16 protein-coding genes are annotated in these 19,469 nt (G+C 31.6%); 12 read left to right on the top strand and 4 right to left on the bottom strand.

What is annotated here, in order from left to right:
- Genes pgsC through ACF91D_RS01900 form a run of 4 tightly spaced genes read left to right on the top strand, consistent with a single transcriptional unit; the run spans position 1 to position 3,281 of the window.
- On the top strand, positions 1-453 hold the full coding sequence (pgsC, locus tag ACF91D_RS01915) for a poly-gamma-glutamate biosynthesis protein PgsC (protein ID WP_039069274.1): 453 nt from the start codon (positions 1-3) through the stop codon (positions 451-453).
- A gap of 14 nt (positions 454-467) precedes the next feature.
- Complete coding sequence (locus ACF91D_RS01910; protein WP_039069273.1) at positions 468-1,538, top strand: CapA family protein; 1,071 nt, start codon at positions 468-470, stop codon at positions 1,536-1,538.
- Positions 1,528-1,686 carry a hypothetical protein gene (locus ACF91D_RS01905; RefSeq protein ID WP_172643904.1) on the top strand — a complete coding sequence of 53 codons (159 nt, stop codon included), beginning with the start codon at positions 1,528-1,530 and terminating at the stop codon, positions 1,684-1,686. Before ACF91D_RS01910 ends, ACF91D_RS01905 begins: the two co-directional genes overlap by 11 nt.
- A gap of 2 nt (positions 1,687-1,688) precedes the next feature.
- Entirely contained in the window at positions 1,689-3,281 is a 1,593-nt protein-coding gene (locus tag ACF91D_RS01900; RefSeq protein WP_039069272.1) for a gamma-glutamyltransferase, read from the top strand.
- A 111-nt stretch (positions 3,282-3,392) separates the two neighbouring features.
- Here ACF91D_RS01900 and ACF91D_RS01895 read toward each other — a convergent pair whose 3' ends face one another.
- A complete protein-coding gene (locus ACF91D_RS01895) occupies positions 3,393-4,730 on the bottom strand; it encodes an aspartate aminotransferase family protein (RefSeq protein WP_101050014.1) in 1,338 nt (445 codons plus the stop codon).
- 450 nt (positions 4,731-5,180) lie between these two features.
- Between ACF91D_RS01895 and ACF91D_RS01890 the strand changes: the two genes are divergently transcribed.
- The 7 genes from ACF91D_RS01890 to ACF91D_RS01860 all read left to right on the top strand — a co-directional run bounded on the left by ACF91D_RS01890 (position 5,181) and on the right by ACF91D_RS01860 (position 13,844).
- Positions 5,181-5,897, top strand: a complete 717-nt coding sequence (locus ACF91D_RS01890; RefSeq protein WP_039069270.1) for a D-ribitol-5-phosphate cytidylyltransferase — start codon at positions 5,181-5,183, stop codon at positions 5,895-5,897.
- Positions 5,890-6,918 (top strand): alcohol dehydrogenase catalytic domain-containing protein, encoded by a 1,029-nt coding sequence (locus ACF91D_RS01885; protein WP_039069269.1) that lies wholly within the window; start codon positions 5,890-5,892, stop codon positions 6,916-6,918. The genes ACF91D_RS01890 and ACF91D_RS01885 overlap by 8 nt, the downstream gene beginning before the upstream one ends.
- 74 nt (positions 6,919-6,992) lie before the next feature.
- Positions 6,993-8,681 carry a teichoic acid ribitol-phosphate polymerase TarL gene (tarL, locus tag ACF91D_RS01880; protein WP_208181968.1) on the top strand — a complete coding sequence of 563 codons (1,689 nt, stop codon included), beginning with the start codon at positions 6,993-6,995 and terminating at the stop codon, positions 8,679-8,681.
- Between the two features lie 145 nt (positions 8,682-8,826).
- Positions 8,827-10,551, top strand: coding sequence for a glycosyltransferase (locus ACF91D_RS01875; protein WP_327620765.1), 1,725 nt, complete (start codon positions 8,827-8,829; stop codon positions 10,549-10,551).
- Positions 10,552-11,071: 520 nt separating this feature from the next.
- Positions 11,072-11,656, top strand: a complete 585-nt coding sequence (locus ACF91D_RS01870) for an MptD family putative ECF transporter S component (protein WP_039069266.1) — start codon at positions 11,072-11,074, stop codon at positions 11,654-11,656.
- 1 nt (position 11,657) lies between these two features.
- Complete coding sequence (locus tag ACF91D_RS01865; RefSeq protein ID WP_327620764.1) at positions 11,658-12,377, top strand: energy-coupling factor transporter transmembrane component T; 720 nt, start codon at positions 11,658-11,660, stop codon at positions 12,375-12,377.
- A gap of 9 nt (positions 12,378-12,386) precedes the next feature.
- On the top strand, positions 12,387-13,844 hold the full coding sequence (locus ACF91D_RS01860) for an ABC transporter ATP-binding protein (RefSeq protein ID WP_327620763.1): 1,458 nt from the start codon (positions 12,387-12,389) through the stop codon (positions 13,842-13,844).
- Between the two features lie 137 nt (positions 13,845-13,981).
- Here the strand turns inward: ACF91D_RS01860 and ACF91D_RS01855 are convergent, their stop codons facing one another.
- On the bottom strand, positions 13,982-16,057 hold the full coding sequence (locus ACF91D_RS01855; RefSeq protein WP_069792255.1) for a helix-turn-helix domain-containing protein: 2,076 nt from the start codon (positions 16,055-16,057) through the stop codon (positions 13,982-13,984).
- Positions 16,058-16,798: 741 nt separating this feature from the next.
- Positions 16,799-17,062: a hypothetical protein gene (locus ACF91D_RS01850; protein ID WP_039069506.1), complete on the bottom strand. Its 264-nt coding sequence runs from the start codon at positions 17,060-17,062 to the stop codon at positions 16,799-16,801.
- Between the two features lie 270 nt (positions 17,063-17,332).
- Here ACF91D_RS01850 and ACF91D_RS01845 point away from each other — a divergent pair, with 270 nt between their 5' ends.
- Positions 17,333-18,010, top strand: coding sequence for a haloacid dehalogenase type II (locus tag ACF91D_RS01845; protein WP_039069507.1), 678 nt, complete (start codon positions 17,333-17,335; stop codon positions 18,008-18,010).
- A gap of 140 nt (positions 18,011-18,150) precedes the next feature.
- On the opposite strand, the gene ACF91D_RS01840 is transcribed toward ACF91D_RS01845, so the two are convergent.
- On the bottom strand, positions 18,151-19,320 hold the full coding sequence (locus ACF91D_RS01840) for an ArgE/DapE family deacylase (RefSeq protein ID WP_069792256.1): 1,170 nt from the start codon (positions 19,318-19,320) through the stop codon (positions 18,151-18,153).
- Between the last annotated feature and the right edge of the window lie 149 nt (positions 19,321-19,469).

The raw sequence follows: 19,469 nt of genomic DNA, 5'->3' as shown, positions 1-19,469 counted from the left end.
ATGATAGGTTCAGAGTTATATTTTTCATTATTTGTGGGCATTGTATTAAGCTTAATTTTCGCTGAAAAGTTTGGTATTAGTCCAGCTGGATTAGTAGTACCTGGGTATTTAGCTTTAATTTTTGATCAACCGATTATGCTATTATCCGTACTCATTATTAGCTGTATTACATACTTTATCGTGAACCATGGTGTAAGTCGGATTGTTATCTTATATGGCCGAAGAAAGTTTGCAGCCATGATCTTGACTGGAATGGTTTTAAAATTTATTTTTGATTTAATATATCCGTTGACGCCTTTTGAGATGGTCGAAATGTCAGGCATAGGAGTGGTTATACCAGGCATTATAGCAAACACGATCCAAAAGCAAGGTGTCATTATTACTTTATCAACTTGTATGCTTTTAACATGTATCACTTATGTCATTTTATTCTTTTATAGCTTTATCAATTAGTAAGGAGCATATATATGAAGAATTCTAAAAGATTTTCAATAGAAGAACGCATACTCAAGTGGACTAAACGGCATAAGAAAAGAAATACAATTTACACTAGCATTATTTTAATCATCGCTATTGTACTTTTAGTATTTGTCATGACATCACAAAAAATTGAACCTGTTAAAGCTATGGATAAAGGTCAAGGTGATATAAGAATGACATATTTAGGAAATGTCGAATTAAACAACCACATTAGAAAAAATAATATTAACGAAGCTTTTGGTGCGATTAAACCAATCTTAAAGGGGAGTGATTATTCTACTGCAAGTTTACAAGTATCGAAATTCTCAGATGATAGAAAAACAAATATTAATAAAAATTTAGAAAATATAATGTTTTTAAGAGATTTGAATATAAAAAGTTTAAATCTTATCAACCAAGTTACAGATAATGTGACTGCAAGAGATTTAATGAAATCGGTAGAAGCTCAGTCAGGCTATAATTATTTAACTGGAAATGGCTCCAACGCTATCAATAGTAAAACAGTTCAACAAACGGTAAAAGATAAAAAAATAGCTAATGTATCATTCACTGATGTTGAGTCAGACTATACAGATACATTAAAAAATACGACTTCAGTAAGTTTAGAACCAAATATTTACATCCCCTTAATCAAAAAGCTTAAAGAAAACAATGATTATGTAGTTGTTAACGTTGATTGGGGTATCACAGATGAACGATCGGTGACAACTCGGCAAAGAGAATACGCACATTCATTAGTTGATGCCGGTGCTGATGTGATAATTGGTCATAACTCGGTAGTACAAGAAATAGAAAAATATAAAGATACTAGTATTTTTTACAGTCTAGGTAATGTAACATCAGAAGATTTTTTATCAAAAAACAAACAAGGCTTAGCGGTACAACAGAATTGGAATGGTGGCCAGTCTCAGTTCACAGTGACACCAATTAAATCACAAGGTGGACAAATCACCAAATCCAATCCAAACAAAGTAGAAGAAATTAAATTACTTAATAATATTGAAGGTAAAGACATAAATTTCAAAAAAGAGAATGGAGGGTATGTTTATGAACATTAAAGAACATTGGGTAAGTATAACAGTTATTTCTGTGGTATTGATTGTTTTACTATTAATAGTTTTCGCGAGAGCGAACGAAGGATTAGATCAATATGAACAAAATGAACTGAAAACTTCTCATCACCAATATCTTTCTAAAGGAGCTTAAGTATGAGTATTTATAATAAAAAAACGCTCATCGTAATATTACTCCTTACGATCCTCATATCTTTTGGCTTTTTTATGATAACTAAAAAGGATAACTATAATAAAGATGAATTATATGAGAATAAAATAGCAGATCATGCCCAAGATCTTTCCGACAAAAATTACGGTGTTGCTTCAAACAATCCAATCGCAACGAAGGTTGGAGAAAAAATATTGAAAGACGGAGGTAACGCGATAGACGCATCTGTAGGTGTTTCTTACGCACTTGCAATAACAGAGCCTCATTCATCAGGATTAGGCGGCGGTGGTGCAATGTTAGCTTATGATGGACAAGAAAACGTTGCGCCCAAGCAATGGCAATACAAAGACATTTCATCTTTTGACTTTGAACAAAAAGACGAGATAGGTACACCTGGTTTTGTACGTGGCTTACACGATGCACATAATGAAGGGGGCAAAATGGAAGAGGAAAAAATATTAGACTACGTTATACCATTAGCTGAAGATGGTTTTGAAGTAGATTCAGAGCTAGAACGCAGTCTGAAACTTTATGGTTCAGATATTGAAAGAGATTCTCCTTTCTTTGATAGCGGTCAGACAAAAAGGGAAGGTGACGTCGTAAAACAACCAGCTTTAGCTAAAACAATTAAAGGTATTAGAGACCATGGCCCGGAATACTTTTATGAGAAAGTTGGTAAAAGTGTTTCTAAACAAGTAGATGAAGAAATTAGTGAAAAAGATTTCACTAGTTATAAAACAGAGAAAAAGGAACCAGTAAGCACGGATTACTTAAATAATAAAGTTTATTCTGCATCTAATCCATTAGGTGGCACGCTGATGCTTCAAGGTTTAGAAATTGATGAAGCAACTGGTAATGATACAACACCTGATAATCGATTAGATTATATTACAGGCATGTTAAAGTCTAGGGCGTTAATGTATAGAAATAGGGATATTATTAACGGTCAAGATGAAGACTACGATGAATACTTATCCCAAGAATATATATTAGGAAAATTGAATGAAGTTAATTTCAATAGTAATTTCAATACAAATAATGTGGACAATACGAGTACTACGCATTTTGTAGTCATAGATAAAGACGGTAAGTTAACAAGCACTACCAATACTTTAGCCAGTTTCTTTGGTTCCGGTAAATTTATGAAAGAGGGATTCTATATGAATAACTCATTAGACAACTTTTCATCAGATCCGGCAAGTCCAAACTATGGCGATAAACATAAAGAGCCAAGATCATTTACTGCACCAAGTATTGTTGTAGGCCCAGATTATTATATGGGGATAGGAACACCAGGTGGTAACAAGATACCAACTACACTAAACGAAGTGTTAGTAGATTATTTAAGAGGCGATGGTACCCTACAAGAATCGATAGATAAACCACGTTTTTATAATGATGGGGGAGAAATTTTTTATGAAAATGCTACAAGCCAACAAGATATAGATATATTCAAAAGTTTAGGTTTTGAGATTGAAGAAAAACGTAATGATCCGAACTTTGGTAGTGTTCAAGCCGCACTTTATAATAAGAATGATAAAACTGTTGAAATTGGTCACGATGTCGGTAATAGGTAGTAATAAAGGGGTATGTAGAAATTCTATATAGAATCAATAACAAAAGAAAACGGATAGATATCAGTTAGAGATATCTACCCGTTTTTTTACTAAATATTTAAGCAATTTGTATTACCAACCTTGCCCCGCTATATCATAGTTATCTAATTTTCCTGTTTCAAAGTCTTGGATTGCAGCTTCTAACACATTTAATGCTGTATCTAACTGATCATAAGTTATGACTAAAGGCGGCTGGAAACGAAGTACATTACCAGCAACAGCGATGATAACGACTCCATTGTCATAACAGCAATTACAAATCTTTAAAGCTGCTTCAGGGTCGCGTACTTTTTTTATTTTATCTGACACAATATCGATGCCTATAGACAGACCTTTTCCTCTGACATTACCGACGGATTTATATTTTTCAGGCCATTGGTTTAGGCGTTTGCGAACGTAATGACCTTTATCAGTACTAGCTTGTAATAAGTTTTGATCTTCAATCATAGAAATTGTAGCTAACGCGGCTTCACAACTCACTGGATTGGCACCAGTAGTAAATAAATGAGCAGGAGCATCTAGATAGTCCATGATTTCTGAACGCCCAACGATAGCGGACATTGGTAGACCACCTGCTAGTGACTTACCAAATGTAATAAGGTCAGGTTCAATATTATAATGCGATACGGAACTCCAATATCCAGTTCTACCTAAACCTTGTTGTATATCGTCTACAGCTAATAATATACCGTGCGTCTGGCATAAATCTTGTAAAGCCTCAAAGTATCCATCTACGGGTTCAAGAAGACCGCCGTCTCCTTGGATAGTTTCAATCATAATACAGGCTACTTCGTCGGCCGGCACGTACTTTTCAAACATTTCTTTTAGAGGCGCAAGGTATTCTTCAATTGTATTTGGGTTTTGATGCTCAAACATACCTCGATAATTATCTGGAAAAGGAATGTGATAGAAACCCGGTAGCATTGGACCATAATGTTTACGCATATTTAAACTGATAGCGGACATAGAAAGTGATCCATATGTAGAACCATGATAAGCATTGATAAAACTAATAATATATGGTCTTCCTGTATAAGCACGAGCTAATTTGACGATACCATCATTTGCATCTGACCCTGAAAGTCCGAAAAGTACACGTTTTTCATATGAACCTGGCGCAATTTCACATATTTTTTTAGCTAATTTAACTAAAGGTTCATGATACATGTATGCAGGCGTGTAATGTATGAATTGATCAACTTGTGCTTTGATAGCATCAGTGACCTGTTTAGGCGCATGACCGACATTTTGAGAACTTGCACTAGATAGCAGGTCAATATAGGTTTTACCTTCAACGTCTACTAGCGTTGCGCCATAGCCGTGTGAAATAGCTAATGGATAATACTTAATTCTTCCTGGCTTGGCAAAGTATTTACTATCTTCATTAATAAGTTGTTCTGATTTGTTCATAATTAATCCGCCTCCCATAATATAACGTAATATGTATCGATATGTATAAAGTCATGATGAACTGTTACGTTAATAATAGCTAATATGTCGAATATACTAAGAAAATTTAGAATTGTAAATATATTCTGAAAGATTAAAGTTGAATAACGCCTTTTAAGTGTAAAATAACGCTTATATTAAACATATAACCCAATTTTAATTTGTTTTAACTAGAATTGGAAAACAATATATATTAAACGAGTTAATCTTATACAAATTAAAATTAAAAAACAGTTATAAGTAGAAATGAATGATGAAAATTGGTATATTGTGCTTAAGAAATAATATCTATATCTATATCATAAAAAGGTAAATCTTTAAACTATTTATCAAATTGGGAAAATTTAAATCTATTTAAAGTTAAAATTAAAAAGTAAATTATAAGATTTAAGATATATAGGAGGGAAATATATGATATATGCTGGTATATTAGCAGGCGGTATTGGTTCTAGAATGGGTAACGTACCACTGCCAAAACAATTTTTAGATCTAGATGGTAAACCTATATTAATTCATACAGTTGAAAAATTCTTGCTTACGAATGAATTTGATAAAATATTTATCGCGACGCCACAAAAGTGGATTTCGCATACAAAGGATACATTGCGTAAACATCAAATTAATGATGATAGAATTGAAGTGGTACAAGGTGGTTCAGATCGTAACGAAACAATTATGAATATTATAAATGAAGCTGAACAAACACATCCTATCACTGATAAAGATGTAATCGTTACACATGATGCGGTTAGACCGTTTTTAACGCATCGAATCATTAAAGAAAATATAGAAAGTGTATTAGCACATGGCGCTGTCGATACTGTAATACCTGCAACTGATACAATTATCACGTCGAATGATGGAGAACAAATACAGTCTATCCCAGTCAGAAGTGAAATGTACCAAGGACAAACACCGCAATCATTTAATGTGAATTTATTGAGAAATAGCTATAACGCATTATCTTTTGAAGATAAAGAAATAATGACAGATGCATGTAAAATTCTTGTGGTAGCTAATAAAAAAGTGAAATTAGTGATGGGAGAACTATACAACATTAAAATTACGACACCTTATGATCTTAAAGTAGCGAACTCTATCATCAAAGGTGGGATGTTGAGTGATTAACCAAGTTTATCAATTGGTAGCGCCTAGACAATTTGAAGTAACATACAATAATGAAAATATTAAAAGTGATAAAGTTGTTGTAAGACCATTATATTTATCAATTTGTGCGGCAGACCAAAGATATTATACGGGTAGTAGAAATGAACAGGTACTTAAGAAAAAATTACCGATGTCTCTAGTTCATGAAGGTGTTGGTGAAGTTGTTTATGATAACAAAGGTATATTTAAGACTGGTACAAGAGTTATTATGGTACCGAATACACCCGTAGAAACAGATGCGGTCATAGCAGAAAACTATTTACCTAGTAGTAAATTTAGATCTAGTGGATATGATGGTTTTATGCAAGATTATGTTTTTATGGATCATGATCGTGTCGTAGAAATCGACGAAAGTATAGAAGATTTAAGTACAATTGCATACTCTGAATTGGTAAGCGTGAGTTGGCATGCAATTCAAAGGTTTGAGCGTAAGTCAAATGCAAATAAAAATAGCTTTGGTATTTGGGGCGATGGCAATTTAGGGTATATTACTGCAATTTTATTAAATAAACTCTACCCTAATGCGGCAATTTATATCTTTGGAAAAACAGATTACAAATTAAGTCACTTTTCTTTCGCAGATGAAATATACCATATACATGAAGTGCCTGAAGGTGTTGCTTTTGATCATGCTTTTGAATGTGTAGGTGGGAAAGGCAGCCAATCAGCAGTAAACCAAATCATCGATTTGATTTCACCTGAAGGTACAGTTAGCTTACTGGGTGTAAGTGAATATCCTGTTGAAGTTAACACAAGATTAGTATTAGAAAAAGGTTTAACAATGTTTGGAAGTAGTAGAAGTGGCGCGCAAGATTTTAAGGATATTGCGAAATTCTATAAAGATCATCCAGATGTTGTGGAAAAACTAGCACTATTAAAAGGTAATGAATTTGATGTTAAGACTATTAATGACGCAGTCAATGCATTTGAAAAAGATTTATCTACTTCGTGGGGTAAGACTGTTATTAAATGGACGATGTAAACTTTTAAAAATAAGCAATCAGTAATAATATTTTAAAATGATATTATGAACAGGATAAAGAGAGGGTTTTTAAATTGAGTAAATCTAAAATAATAATTGATAATATTTATTGGGAACGTATTCAATTATTTATTTCAGGTCATGTTGAGGATATCGAATTGAACAAGAAGCGTTTTGTTCTTCGTAATTTAACTGAGACCAAAGAATTGAAAGCAAACGATGTGAAAATTAATGGCAATCAATTCGTAGCACGCTTTAATGTGGCTATATTGGATGATGGAAATTATCTACCTTCAGGTGAATATTTAATTGTTTATAAAGACGACTTTGATTATATAGCAAATATCAACCCATCGTTGCTAAATCCAAGTCAGTATACGTTAGAGGAAGAAGAGCTAGAACAATACCATGAGGAAGCTACTCAAAATGGTAAAAATAATTTGCTATTAGAACATTTTATGTACACATTTAAAAAAGGTGGAAGCTCTAATAAAACAGAGTATATTGTAAGGCCGATGATATCCAGTGAAGTTAATGAGTTCGTACTAGATATCTTGTTTAAAGCTCCAACACCTAAGTTAAATCCTCTTAAACAAAAGATTGCAGATTTGAAATTAAAGTATAATCGTTATTCGTATAATGTGCGTAATTTTGTCTTTCAATTGATATTTAACACGACAAAATTTTTCCATTTGAAAAAGGGGAATACCGTCCTGTTCACATCAGATTCAAGAGCTGAAATGTCAGGGAACTTTGAATATGTTTACAACGAGATGTTACGCCAAAATTTAGACGAAAAATATAAAATTCATGCATTGTTTAAATCTAATATTTCGGCACGTCGTAATTTTATCGATAAATTTAAATTTCCATATTTATTAGGCAAAGCAGATTATATATTTGTTGATGATTTTCATCCATTGCTCTATACAGTGAAGTTCAGAAAAAGTCAGGAAATTATTCAAGTATGGCATGCGGTTGGCGCTTTTAAAACAGTTGGTTATAGCCGAGCTGGAAAAAAAGGTGGTCCATTCTTTAATTCTGTAAACCATAGAAATTATACTAAGGCCTTTGTTTCTTCAGAAACAGATATTCCATTTTATGGTGAAGCCTTTGGTATTAAAGAACAAAATATAATTCCGACTGGTGTCCCTAGAACAGATATCTTATTTGACGAGGGATATGAACAACAAGTTACAGCCGAAATGGAGGCGGCACTACAAATCATTAAAGATAAGAAAGTGATATTATTTGCACCTACATTTAGAGGTAATGGACATCATACGGCACATTATCCATTCTTTAAAATTGATTTTGCTAGATTCGCACGATATTGTCGTGAAAATAATGCAGTAGTTTTATTTAAAATGCATCCATTTGTGAAGAATAGACTAAATATTCCTAGAGAATATGAGCAATACTTTGTGGATGTTTCTGATTTTAGAGAAGTTAATGATATTTTATTTGTTACAGATATTTTAATTAGTGATTATTCATCACTTGTTTATGAATTTGCGGTGTTTAAACGCCCGATGATTTTTTACGCATTTGACCTTGAGGATTATATTACATCACGTGATTTTTATGAGCCATATGAAACGTTTGTGCCAGGGAAAATTGTAGAGTCATTTAATGATTTAATCACAGCATTAGATAACGAAGATTTTGAAGTAGACAAAGTGGAACCATTCTTAAATAAACATTTTAAATATCAAGATGGTCGTTCGGCTGAACGTTTAGTAAGAAACGTATTTGGAAGCTAAGAAAAACTGAAAACAAAAATTATGATGAGCTGAAACAATAACTAACAAACTAAAGGTAAGATAACGAATCTATTCATAGATTAGGTATCATTGAGCTAACTATGTTATTAGTATTTCAGCTCATTTTTATAAGGTGGATATATTAATGAAATTTTCAATCATAGTACCAAGTTACAATTCTGAAAAGTATATAGGAGAACTATTGAACAGTTTACAGGAGCAAAAATATGATCAGAAAGATTTTGAAGTTCTATTGATCGATGATTGTTCTACAGATAATACTTTGGATGTAGTAGCGTCTTATAAAAATAAATTAAATTTAACTATAAAGCAACTTGAAGCTAATTCGGGTGGTCCTGGAAAACCGAGAAATACAGCTCTAAATATGGCTCAAGGAGAGTATGTATTCTTTGTAGATTCAGACGATTATATTCATCCAGATACATTGAAAGATGTATCAGAATTTGTTGAAGAGAATCAAGCTGATGTGGTTCTAGTTAAAATGGAAGGTGTAAATGGTCGTGGTGTTCCTAAATCTATGTTTAAAGAAACCAACGATGATGTTACCTTAGCTAATTCACGCATTATTTATACATTAAGTCCCACTAAATTTTATCGTACATCATTACTACTTGATAATCACATTGAGTTCCCAGAAGATTTACGTAGTGCAGAGGATCAACTGTTTACAATGAAAGCATACGTTAACGCAAAGAAAATCGCCATATTGGCAGATAAACCATACTACTATGCGACTAAGCGAGAAGGGGAACATATGAGCTCGGCATATGTGTCGCCTAAAGATTTTTATAAAGTTATGGGATTAATTACAGAAGAAATTCTGAATAGCCCTTTAGACAACAGACATGAAATATTAGGTTATTTTTTAGATCGCCATTTTTCATTTTCAAGAACAAATAATTTTTCACTTAAAATAGCAGATGATAAAAAGGAAGCTTGGATGGATGCGCTAGGCGACTTTATACAAAAAGTACCTACCGAAGTAGATAATATCGTGAGAGATTCATTGAAACCATTGTTATATTACGCACGCAAAAAAGATATGAAACATTATCAAATTGTTGAAGAAAGCTTTAATAATGGCCAATTTTATAATTTTAGTGCGCAACAAGGTGTATTGCAAATTCAATTTGACTATGAAGAACCATACTTTATATTCAATAAATTGATGAAACCAGATATCAGAATGACGCAGTTTAACTTTAATGAACAAGGCTTTGAATTGGAATTAGAATTTTTAAGTTCAATCATCAATCCTAACCATGTAGCTTCTATGATACAACTAAAGTTAGTATCACGTAATAAAAAAGAATTGATTTATATACCTTTAGCTATTAATGATCAAACACGTTTTAAATTTAATGCTTCTATGAAGGATATTATGCCATACTTAACTAAAGAAAAAGTTTGGGATACGTTTTTAGAAATGCGCGTAGATAATATGAGTGTTGAAAAACGTATTGGTAGTAAACGCTTAACGTATCCGTATGGAAAAGAGACGAGCACGATCGCTTCACTAAATGATAAGTATTATCGTTTTACACCGTACTTCACAAAAGATTTTGATAACTTATCATTTTATGTAACACAAAATAAATTAAGCGATATGATTGAAGTTACGATAAAAGATAGTAAAACGATCCAACTGCGTTGTTTAGAATTTAACTATATCTTGTCGGAAGGGCTAACAACTTTATTATTATCAGATACATTTACGTATGGCTATCTGACCTCTCTTCAGTCTAAAGAGAGAATGACTTATAATATAATATTTAATGATAAGATTAAAGTTAAAAATCTTAAAAAGAATTTCAGTTTGGAATCGCCATATTTTAATTTGAGATATTAAGCAGTATATAATAAGTAAGATATGATACAAAAATGAATGCTTAGATACTAAGTGTTTAGATTATAGTAAATCACCTTTGGGGTGGGAATACAAAATCAATTTTCAAGTTTGATTTGTGTCCTGCCCCTTAATGTTAACAAGTTCTTTGTCAAAGAGCCTTTTAATATAGATAAGTGATGACTTGGAAACGAAAGTTATATTAACTCCTACCTACATGTATGATGTGGCATAGATAATTCAATACCATACTATTTACTTTATAAGCTATTAGAGTGTTATAAACCGATGTCATTGATAATAGTTTTCAATTATAGTATCTTTGAAATAAATGTATTTTTAATTGGAATATAAAACATAGGGTGAGTTGCATAATTAACATCTTATACTCATATTTGGGCATGAGAAATGAGCTAGCTCTTGTATTCTTTTTCTAGTTACGGTATGGAATTGTGAGAAGCGTTATTTAAAAACAAGTTTTTGTGTCATTCCAATTTAGTTTTATGTGAAGAGGGAGTTACTGATGAAAAAAAGCAAAATAGATGTGAAAGATTTAATAAATATAGGTCTCTTCACGGCAATATACTTTATATTTATAGCACCACCAGGTATTTTAGGCATTATACCAATATTTATGTTATTACTTCCTGCTATGATTGGCTTGGTTGGCGGCATACCGATTATGTTGCTTATTACGAAAACACAAAAATTTGGTCCACTATCCCTTTGTGGTATTATAGTAAGCTTAATATTAGCAATTATGGGTCATCCATGGATGGCGTTGATTTTAAGTGTACCAATTATTATATTAGCAGATGTTATTATGGCGTTGGGCCATTATAAAGATTGGAAATTAAATAGCATAGGTTATATTATTTTCTCGTTTTGGCCAATAGGCAATCTATTACCATTTTATTTTATGAGACAATCGTATCTAACCTTTATACAGGAGAAATATGGTTCAGGTTATGAATCTACAGTAGCTGCATTATTTTCAATAGAGATGATTCCAATCATAATCGTTACAACAATTATTGGAGCGTTGATAGGGGCTTACATCGCTAAAGCCATATTGAAGAAACATTTTAAACGTGCAGGTATGATTTAATATGAAGAGCGGCATAATAAATCAAAATTATATATTTAATTTAGACCCTAGAGTAAAGCTTGGTCTCATGATAATTATTTCACTTATTTCATTAACTGGTGGTGTAACGGGAAATGAAATTTTCTTGCGGTTACTTGTAATGTTAATACCTTCTGTTCTACTTCTACTTATTGATAAACATCTAATTGGATGGATAAGCATCATTGTTACAATTAGTGCGTGGTATGGCGAAGCATTCGTTACATTAGATCATAATCAGCTAACTACTTTACTCATTTTTGTACCTGCAGGTATCATTACACGTTTCTTGCCATCACTCGTAATGGGGTATTATCTTTTTAAGACCACTCAAGTTGAAGTGCTTATTGCAGGTTTAGAACGTCTGAAAATACCAAGGAAGATTACGATTCCCATAGCTGTAATGTTCAGATTTGTTCCCACTATCAAGACAGAGTCAGCATCCATTAAAGATGCGATGAAGATGAGGGGAATTTCATTACGCTTGGCATTTAAAAAGCCATTACAATACTTCGAATATCGTGTTGTCCCATTATTAAATAGTGTCGTTAAAATTGGGAACGAATTGACCGTTGCGTCAATTACACGTGGTTTGAATTTAACATATAAACGAACATCTATAGTATCGCTAAAAATGCGTTGGCTAGATTGGTTTTTTATTAGTATGGCGCTGATTTTATGTGTAACCTATTATATAGTGTGAGGTTGAAAAATGATTCGAATTGAAGATATGTCGTTTAATTATGAAAATGGAAAAAAAGTGTTAAATAATATTAATCTTACTATTGATAGTGGTGAGGTTATTTGTTTAACGGGTGCTTCAGGCAGTGGCAAAACTACAGTGACACGAATTTTAAATGGCACTATACCACATTTATATCAAGGTAATATTGAAGGGAATGTGCATATCAATGGAGAGGATATACGTCAGCAATCCATTTATGAGATTTCCAAGATAAGTGGCTCGGTTTTTCAAAATCCTCGTTCACAATTCTTTTGTTTGAATACAACGAGTGAATTAGCATTTGAACCGGAAAACTATGGTGTTGACCCGCAACATATAGAAGTTAATATTAACCGTAGCGTTGAAGTATTGAAAATGAACCATTTATTAGATAGAAATATATTTGACTTGTCAGGTGGAGAGAAGCAACTTATCGCTTGTACAGCAATACAAGTAAGCGGACACGATATTATCATTTTAGATGAGCCTTCATCTAATTTAGACTTTGCTACAATTACTAAATTACGTCAGTTGTTGAAAAGGTGGAAGAATGAAGGTAAAACAATTATAATTGCTGAACATCGTTTGCATTATTTGGTAGATGTTGTCGATCGCTTTGTAGTTATGAAACAAGGAGAGATTAGTACGGTATACGACAATATCACTTTCAATGCATTATCAAGTGATACTTTAAGATATTTAGGATTAAGAGCGATACATTTAAATCATATGAAGCCTAAAACTTCAAATTATACCAATATAGAAGAAAAGATAGCGTTGCAAAATTTTATGTTTAACTATAAAGCCAAGCAACCATATGCACTTAACATTCCTAAAGTCGAACTCACCAAAGGCAAAGTAACAGCAATTATAGGTCGCAATGGTTCTGGAAAATCGACGTTTGCGCGCTGTCTAACTGGCGTAGAACGTAAATTTAAGGGACACGTTGAATTAGATGGGAGAACATTAAAACGCAATCAAAGGTTAAATCATATATATATGGTTTTTCAAGATGTGAATAATCAATTATTTGCTGAAAGTGTTGCTGATGAACTACGTTTAAATCATAACCAACTAGATGATGCATCGATACAATCGCGTTTACAACAGTATGGGATATCAGAGCATATTGATAGGCACCCATTGTCACTTTCGGGAGGAGAAAAGCAACGCTTAGGTATTGCTAGTGCTATAGAGACTAAACGGGAGGTGCTTATTTTTGATGAGCCCTCTAGCGGATTAGATGGTCAACGTATGCGTGACATGAGTCATATTCTTAATCGTTTAGCTAGCCAAGGGTATACGATATTACTTATTACACATGATTATGAGTTATTGATGTCATGTGCAGATGAAGTATTACACCTTGAAAATGGTTGTGTTAAAGACCAATATCAAATGGATAATGAACATTTAGACGATTTACAAAACTTTTTTGAAATTTAAACGATTATAACCAAACAATAAATTAATGGTAAAGTAGCATCGTTGTTTCAGATGTTTTAATAAACAAAATTAAATATTGCAATTGAAAATCGGGGTAAAAACAAACTTAACCATTTGTTTTTACCCCGATTTTGTTGTTAGTTTATAGCGATCATAATATATTGAATCGATGATTGAGAAAGTTTATAAATCAAAGGTTCTTTATAGTAATGTAAACTTAATTTCGATAAAGGGTAATTAGCGTTATTGATTTGCTCGATATAGCTCAATCCGAAAAATTTTTGATCTATATTTGAAGGTATCAAATTTGTGATTATTCCATGATCTTTATTTAAAAGCCTCGAAAACACTGGAAATGATTTGATGAAATGATGATTTATTTTAACGACAAATGATGTTTTTTGCATGTTACTAAATAATAAAATATGATAACGCCTATTTGTTTTACATATAATTGCGTGAGGTAGTAAGGCAACTTGTTGTTTGAAAAAAACTTTTAAAAAGCTATATATATGGACAATGGGCATTGGACAATGAAATTTATTAAACAGCATAATTCTATCATTATCGTCGGTATAGTATGGAAAACCAAAACCACAGATTTTCTGATTTAACTCAACCAAAAATCGCGTTAATAATATATGTGTGTGTTGGCTAGGTGTATTGTAGTAATCTTGTAAAGATTTATGAGTTAAATTGGTTAAAATTAATTTTTTTGCGTGCTCATTACCTAATTGGCTAATAAATATTAAAAATACTTGTTTTAAGTTATGTTTTTTTGACGACTGAGCTACTTTATCAGCAATTAGTCTACAAAAGAGATTTAAATCTAAATTAATATAGTGAAAATCTACTTTAATTGAAGTGATGTTATGTATCATTTGCGATAAAGTATTTTTACTTTTAATTATAGTGTCAATCGTCATTCCGATTTTAATAAGTGGATACTTGTGACGAATTTTTTCAATAAAATTCGAAAGATCATTAAAAGTATTATAAGAAAAATCAAACTGTAATGTAATCTGATTCCAATCATTTTCTAGTTCAGCTAGTAATTTGCCAACCGAAAAGTTTTGAGTTTGACATAAAGTTAAATTAGTTATTTTAATAGTCAAATGGTGTCCTTTAAGTAATAACTGTTTGATCGTATTTAAGAAGTGTTGTGCACTCAGTGCATTTAATTGCTTCATATGTGTATCTAATATACAAAAGTTTATTTTTGAAAATGTTGTCTTAGCTTCATTGCGTACCATATGATATTCATAAAAATGATGTAAGGCATATATGTCATCTAATTGAATGAGCACAGTCATGGATTTAAAACAATTATTAAACGACAGTTTTGAGAGATTTAACGAATAATCAGAGTTATTTGTATGTATAGTTGCTTCTTGGTATTTATCTAAATAATCTGCTGAAGTTACATTATTTACGGCCACTTTATATGGTGATTTATAATAACCTTTTTTAAACAAGTAAATATACTTTTTAGGTGGTATTTGGATGTAATATTTAAAATGTTTAGAATAAGTTGTTACATTTAAAAATTGGTATTTAATAGCTACTTCATAGATGCTTATATTGTCTTGAATTAGATCATAAAGGGATAAGGCAATTCTTAATGAAGTTGTGTAACGTTTAAAATTCATATTGATATTACTAGCAAATAGTATCGATATATACGATTGTGAAATATAAAATGTTTGAGATAAATGTTTTGTATTCAAAGTGTTACAAACGTTGTCATGAATATATTTAGTAATACGTGCTACTAAGGGGTGTTTAGTATTTAAACAAGGGATATAGATGCTCTTTAACACGACACGAGCTTCCCTTAATAAGAACTCGATAATGCCAGAAATATACATATTCATACTGAACTCATCTTGAATAGGCTGATGGATAGCTTCTAGAACTAGGTTTCTAAATTGCTCTACAAAATGAATACGATTAAAATCGAAATATGATTTTGAAATATTGATATCTTTTTCAATAAAAAGTGGTAAAGGAATTTTCAACTCTAACAGCTCTTGAACATCTAAAATTTGAAATAAATCTGCATTATTAACAATTATGCCGTCAGTGACTGTAATGGTTGTTCCATTTAAGTTAATTTTGCAAGGCTTGTTTAATGGGAGGAGTATTATAACTTCATTGATACACCTTGCTAATTCAGATGTATAGTGGTTCCTAATAGATAGCGTACTAATCAAAAAATATCACCTTTATCTAGATATGAGGCTTGCTCCTTATAGTAGTAAGCCTATTGTACAACTCTATACTTTAAAAAAGGCAATCAACTAACAAAATTAATAAAATGAATACTTGAATTAATAAAATGTCATTGTGAAAAGCGTTTAAGGATATATTTATTAATAAAATATCAGTGAGATAATAAAAAAATAAAAGATTTTAATGGGAAAATAATGAATAACACAGAACAAAGTTTATAAAAGTGATCAAATCAAATATTTTATAAAGAGCAAAGTGATAACAAAGAGGATGAAAAGGGTTGATTTGTTGAAAGAGGTTTGGATTTCGTAGTTATTCTAGATAATTAGTATTAAAAAAGAACAAAATGAAGTTACGAGATAAAGCAATAAATGATGTAGGGGATTTTATAAGAAGTCAAAACATGAATAAGACCTAAAGTTACTGCCTGAAAGTAACTTTAGATCTTATTTTTTCAAGTAGTCAATAAGCTACTTGAGTAGAATGTTGTGATATATCATATATTAAAATGGGTGCATGAAGTCTAATTCTGGGAATGGAATATAACTATGATGATAAACGGCACATTACTATTCTATGATATATAACATTCTATATTAATATTATATAACCAAAAACAAAACCTTACAATATAAAATTAAATAGTACGTGAATCGAAAATCTTTGAATATAATTGGATGCTGTCGTCACTTATTATTAGTGGACATATTAGTCAAGGTAATCTATCTGTTTTGTTTATAAAGATCTATTGCTTTATAGAGAAATATTAATACAGAGATAAAGAAAAATAGCGTGAATAAACCATTAAATATTTCGTTGTTAAACAGACTAACAACTGTGGCACTACTTAGTGTATTTAAAAATAGTGAACCGGTCGTTTCAATCTCAAATAAATCAAATGAAAATAAAACTAACGTGATTAACAGCATGTAACCTATGGCAATAAAAAATAGGTTTAACAAATCAACTAAAAATATTTTTCGCATCACAACCAGCCTCCTCCCTTACTTTTCTATATCCCATTTATAAGGAGTTAATCTCATTCAAGTGTAATTTTACAGATAATTTATAAATGGCAGTAAAAATTTATTACTTTACATTTTGGCTTTAGAATACACGAAAATTTATAAAATAAATGTAAAAAGTAAAATTAATTATTAAATATTAATTGAAATTAAGTTAAAACTGTTTCAATGTAGTCTAAACGTGCTAAAGAGTAAGTAAGTCTGATTTTTCTCAAGAAAGGGAGGTTGTATATGTATAAAGCTATTATTTTTGATGTGTACGGTACAATATTTGATATGGAATCACTAAAAAACGATATGGACCAATTCAATGAAGTAGAAGCAAAGTCCATTTCGCAACTTTGGCGTAAAACTCAGTTAGAGCATATGTTTTTAAGACAAGTAATGCAAAGGTATATTCCTTTTGATGAATTGACTAAAGAATCTCTACGCTATGTATTAGATGTTCATGAAATTCAATACAATAGAGAAGATGTAAATCAACTATTTGATGCATTTTTAGATTTGGATTATTTTAAAGAAATTCCAAAAGTACTTTCGGAGTTGAATGCGAAAAACTTAGAAATTGGTGTATTATCAAATGCTAATGATAATATGTTAATGCCTTTAGTCGATAATTCTGAAATTAATAAGTATATAGATACTGTTATTAGTGTAAATGAAATAAAGCAATACAAACCGAGTCCTGCTAGCTATGCCTTAATATTGAAATATTATCAAATGACGCGTGAGGATATTTTATTCGTTTCTTCAAATGCATGGGACGTTTCTGGAGCAGCTAACTTTGGGTTTGATACAGTATGGGTAAATCGCAGTAAATCATATTTTGACTATAATGGACAATCACCAACTATGACAGTGAATAATCTAAATGAAATGGTTAAGTGGTTAGAAATGAATAAAAGATAGGACATAAGTAGTTAAATAAATATTTTTAAATAGGGGGCGAGAAGACTCAATCAAAATTTTGATTCGTTTTCCCGCCCCCAACAAGGCTAAGTAATTTTCATACTAATACTGCCCTATATTTAATAAACATGGGTTCAAACTTATTTAGATTGATTTAGATACTGTGTTAATAGTTGAACGTAGAGGTCAATAAATGAAAGGTATACATCTTTATAAACATATTCATCCACTTGGTGTGCTTGTCCTGTTTCACCTGGCCCATACATTACAAATGAGAAGTCTTCCTCTTTGTCTTTCATTAAATAAGAAGCATCAGTTGTAGCAGTAGAAGAGGTTACTTCTAAATTTCTATTGAAGTATTCATCGCCTAGAGATTTAGCTAATTTTAAAAATGAGTTATCACCTGTAGTGTATACAGGGTCACGGTTAACGTATGGATTTACAGTAATATCCCCATTACTTTCTTTTTCAATTTTCTCTTTGATACGATTGAATAAATCTTCGAATTTTTTGTTATCGAATTGTGGAATTGTACGCATATTAAATAGCGATTCAGCATATTCAGGAATAGAGTTAACTTGGTCTCCACCGTTTATAATAGTTGAATTCATCGTAGGCGTACCTAATAGCTCACTACTTACATCTACTTTGTTATATTCTGCATTTAAGTCATGTATGAAATCAACTAAAGGATTAATCGCATTAAAGCCTAGTTCTGGCATAGAACTATGTGCGGATTTACCTTTAGAAGTAACTTGAATATCCATTGTACCTTTGTGTGTATAGACAATGCCATCTTGGGATGGTTCAGCAATTAATAATGCGTCTATATCATCCATATAGCCTTTTTCATGTAGTAGAGCAGCACCATTACTAGTAACTTCTTCGCCAGCTGTAGCCATAAAGCGAATCGAACCTTGTTTCAATAGCCCTGCTTCTTTAATTTCAATTAAACTGATTGCTAAAGCCACAAGTCCAGATTTCATATCTGCTGAACCACGCCCGTGTAATCTTCCTTGATTGTCTTCAGTTAATTTGAAAGGATCATAGTGCCATTTATCGCTATCACCAGTTGTGACGACATCCATATGTCCAGAAACGCCGATTACTGGTTTTCCGCTACCAATTTCTGCAACAAGGTTAGCGCGTGAAGATTCACCATCTAATTTTAAAATTTCTGTATGGATATCATACTTTTTAAAAAGTTGTTGTAAATAATGGGCAACATCGAGTTCTTTTTCATTCACAGATTGAATTTCAATAATGTCTGATAATATTTTTACACGTTCATCTTTTGAAAATACTGCCATGTAAACACTTCCTTCAAAATTAATCAATACATTATAGTTAATACCACTAAGTTTAAATTGCAAAACACATTTTCAATTTGATAATAGAACAAGTTAGTGTGGCTTATGTATAAGCTTCAACTCAGGTTAACCTTTTATCTTTATCAGCC

The sequence above is a fragment of the Staphylococcus sp. 231237_7MaSpsaltlick genome, assembly GCF_043107035.1.
Note: the sequence above shows the minus strand (reverse complement) of the source record. Positions and strands in the feature narration are given on the sequence as shown.

What these genes read in the sequence shown, in the direction of transcription:
- pgsC (WP_039069274.1), top strand. Translation starts at nt 1, where the DNA reads ATGATAGGTTCAGAGTTATATTTTTCATTATTTGTGGGCATTGTATTA.
- ACF91D_RS01910 (WP_039069273.1), top strand. Translation starts at nt 468, where the DNA reads ATGAAGAATTCTAAAAGATTTTCAATAGAAGAACGCATACTCAAGTGG.
- ACF91D_RS01905 (WP_172643904.1), top strand. Translation starts at nt 1,528, where the DNA reads ATGAACATTAAAGAACATTGGGTAAGTATAACAGTTATTTCTGTGGTA.
- ACF91D_RS01900 (WP_039069272.1), top strand. Translation starts at nt 1,689, where the DNA reads ATGAGTATTTATAATAAAAAAACGCTCATCGTAATATTACTCCTTACG.
- ACF91D_RS01895 (WP_101050014.1), bottom strand. Translation starts at nt 4,730, where the DNA reads ATGAACAAATCAGAACAACTTATTAATGAAGATAGTAAATACTTTGCC.
- ACF91D_RS01890 (WP_039069270.1), top strand. Translation starts at nt 5,181, where the DNA reads ATGATATATGCTGGTATATTAGCAGGCGGTATTGGTTCTAGAATGGGT.
- ACF91D_RS01875 (WP_327620765.1), top strand. Translation starts at nt 8,827, where the DNA reads ATGAAATTTTCAATCATAGTACCAAGTTACAATTCTGAAAAGTATATA.
- ACF91D_RS01870 (WP_039069266.1), top strand. Translation starts at nt 11,072, where the DNA reads ATGAAAAAAAGCAAAATAGATGTGAAAGATTTAATAAATATAGGTCTC.
- ACF91D_RS01865 (WP_327620764.1), top strand. Translation starts at nt 11,658, where the DNA reads ATGAAGAGCGGCATAATAAATCAAAATTATATATTTAATTTAGACCCT.
- ACF91D_RS01860 (WP_327620763.1), top strand. Translation starts at nt 12,387, where the DNA reads ATGATTCGAATTGAAGATATGTCGTTTAATTATGAAAATGGAAAAAAA.
- ACF91D_RS01850 (WP_039069506.1), bottom strand. Translation starts at nt 17,062, where the DNA reads ATGCGAAAAATATTTTTAGTTGATTTGTTAAACCTATTTTTTATTGCC.
- ACF91D_RS01845 (WP_039069507.1), top strand. Translation starts at nt 17,333, where the DNA reads ATGTATAAAGCTATTATTTTTGATGTGTACGGTACAATATTTGATATG.
- ACF91D_RS01840 (WP_069792256.1), bottom strand. Translation starts at nt 19,320, where the DNA reads ATGGCAGTATTTTCAAAAGATGAACGTGTAAAAATATTATCAGACATT.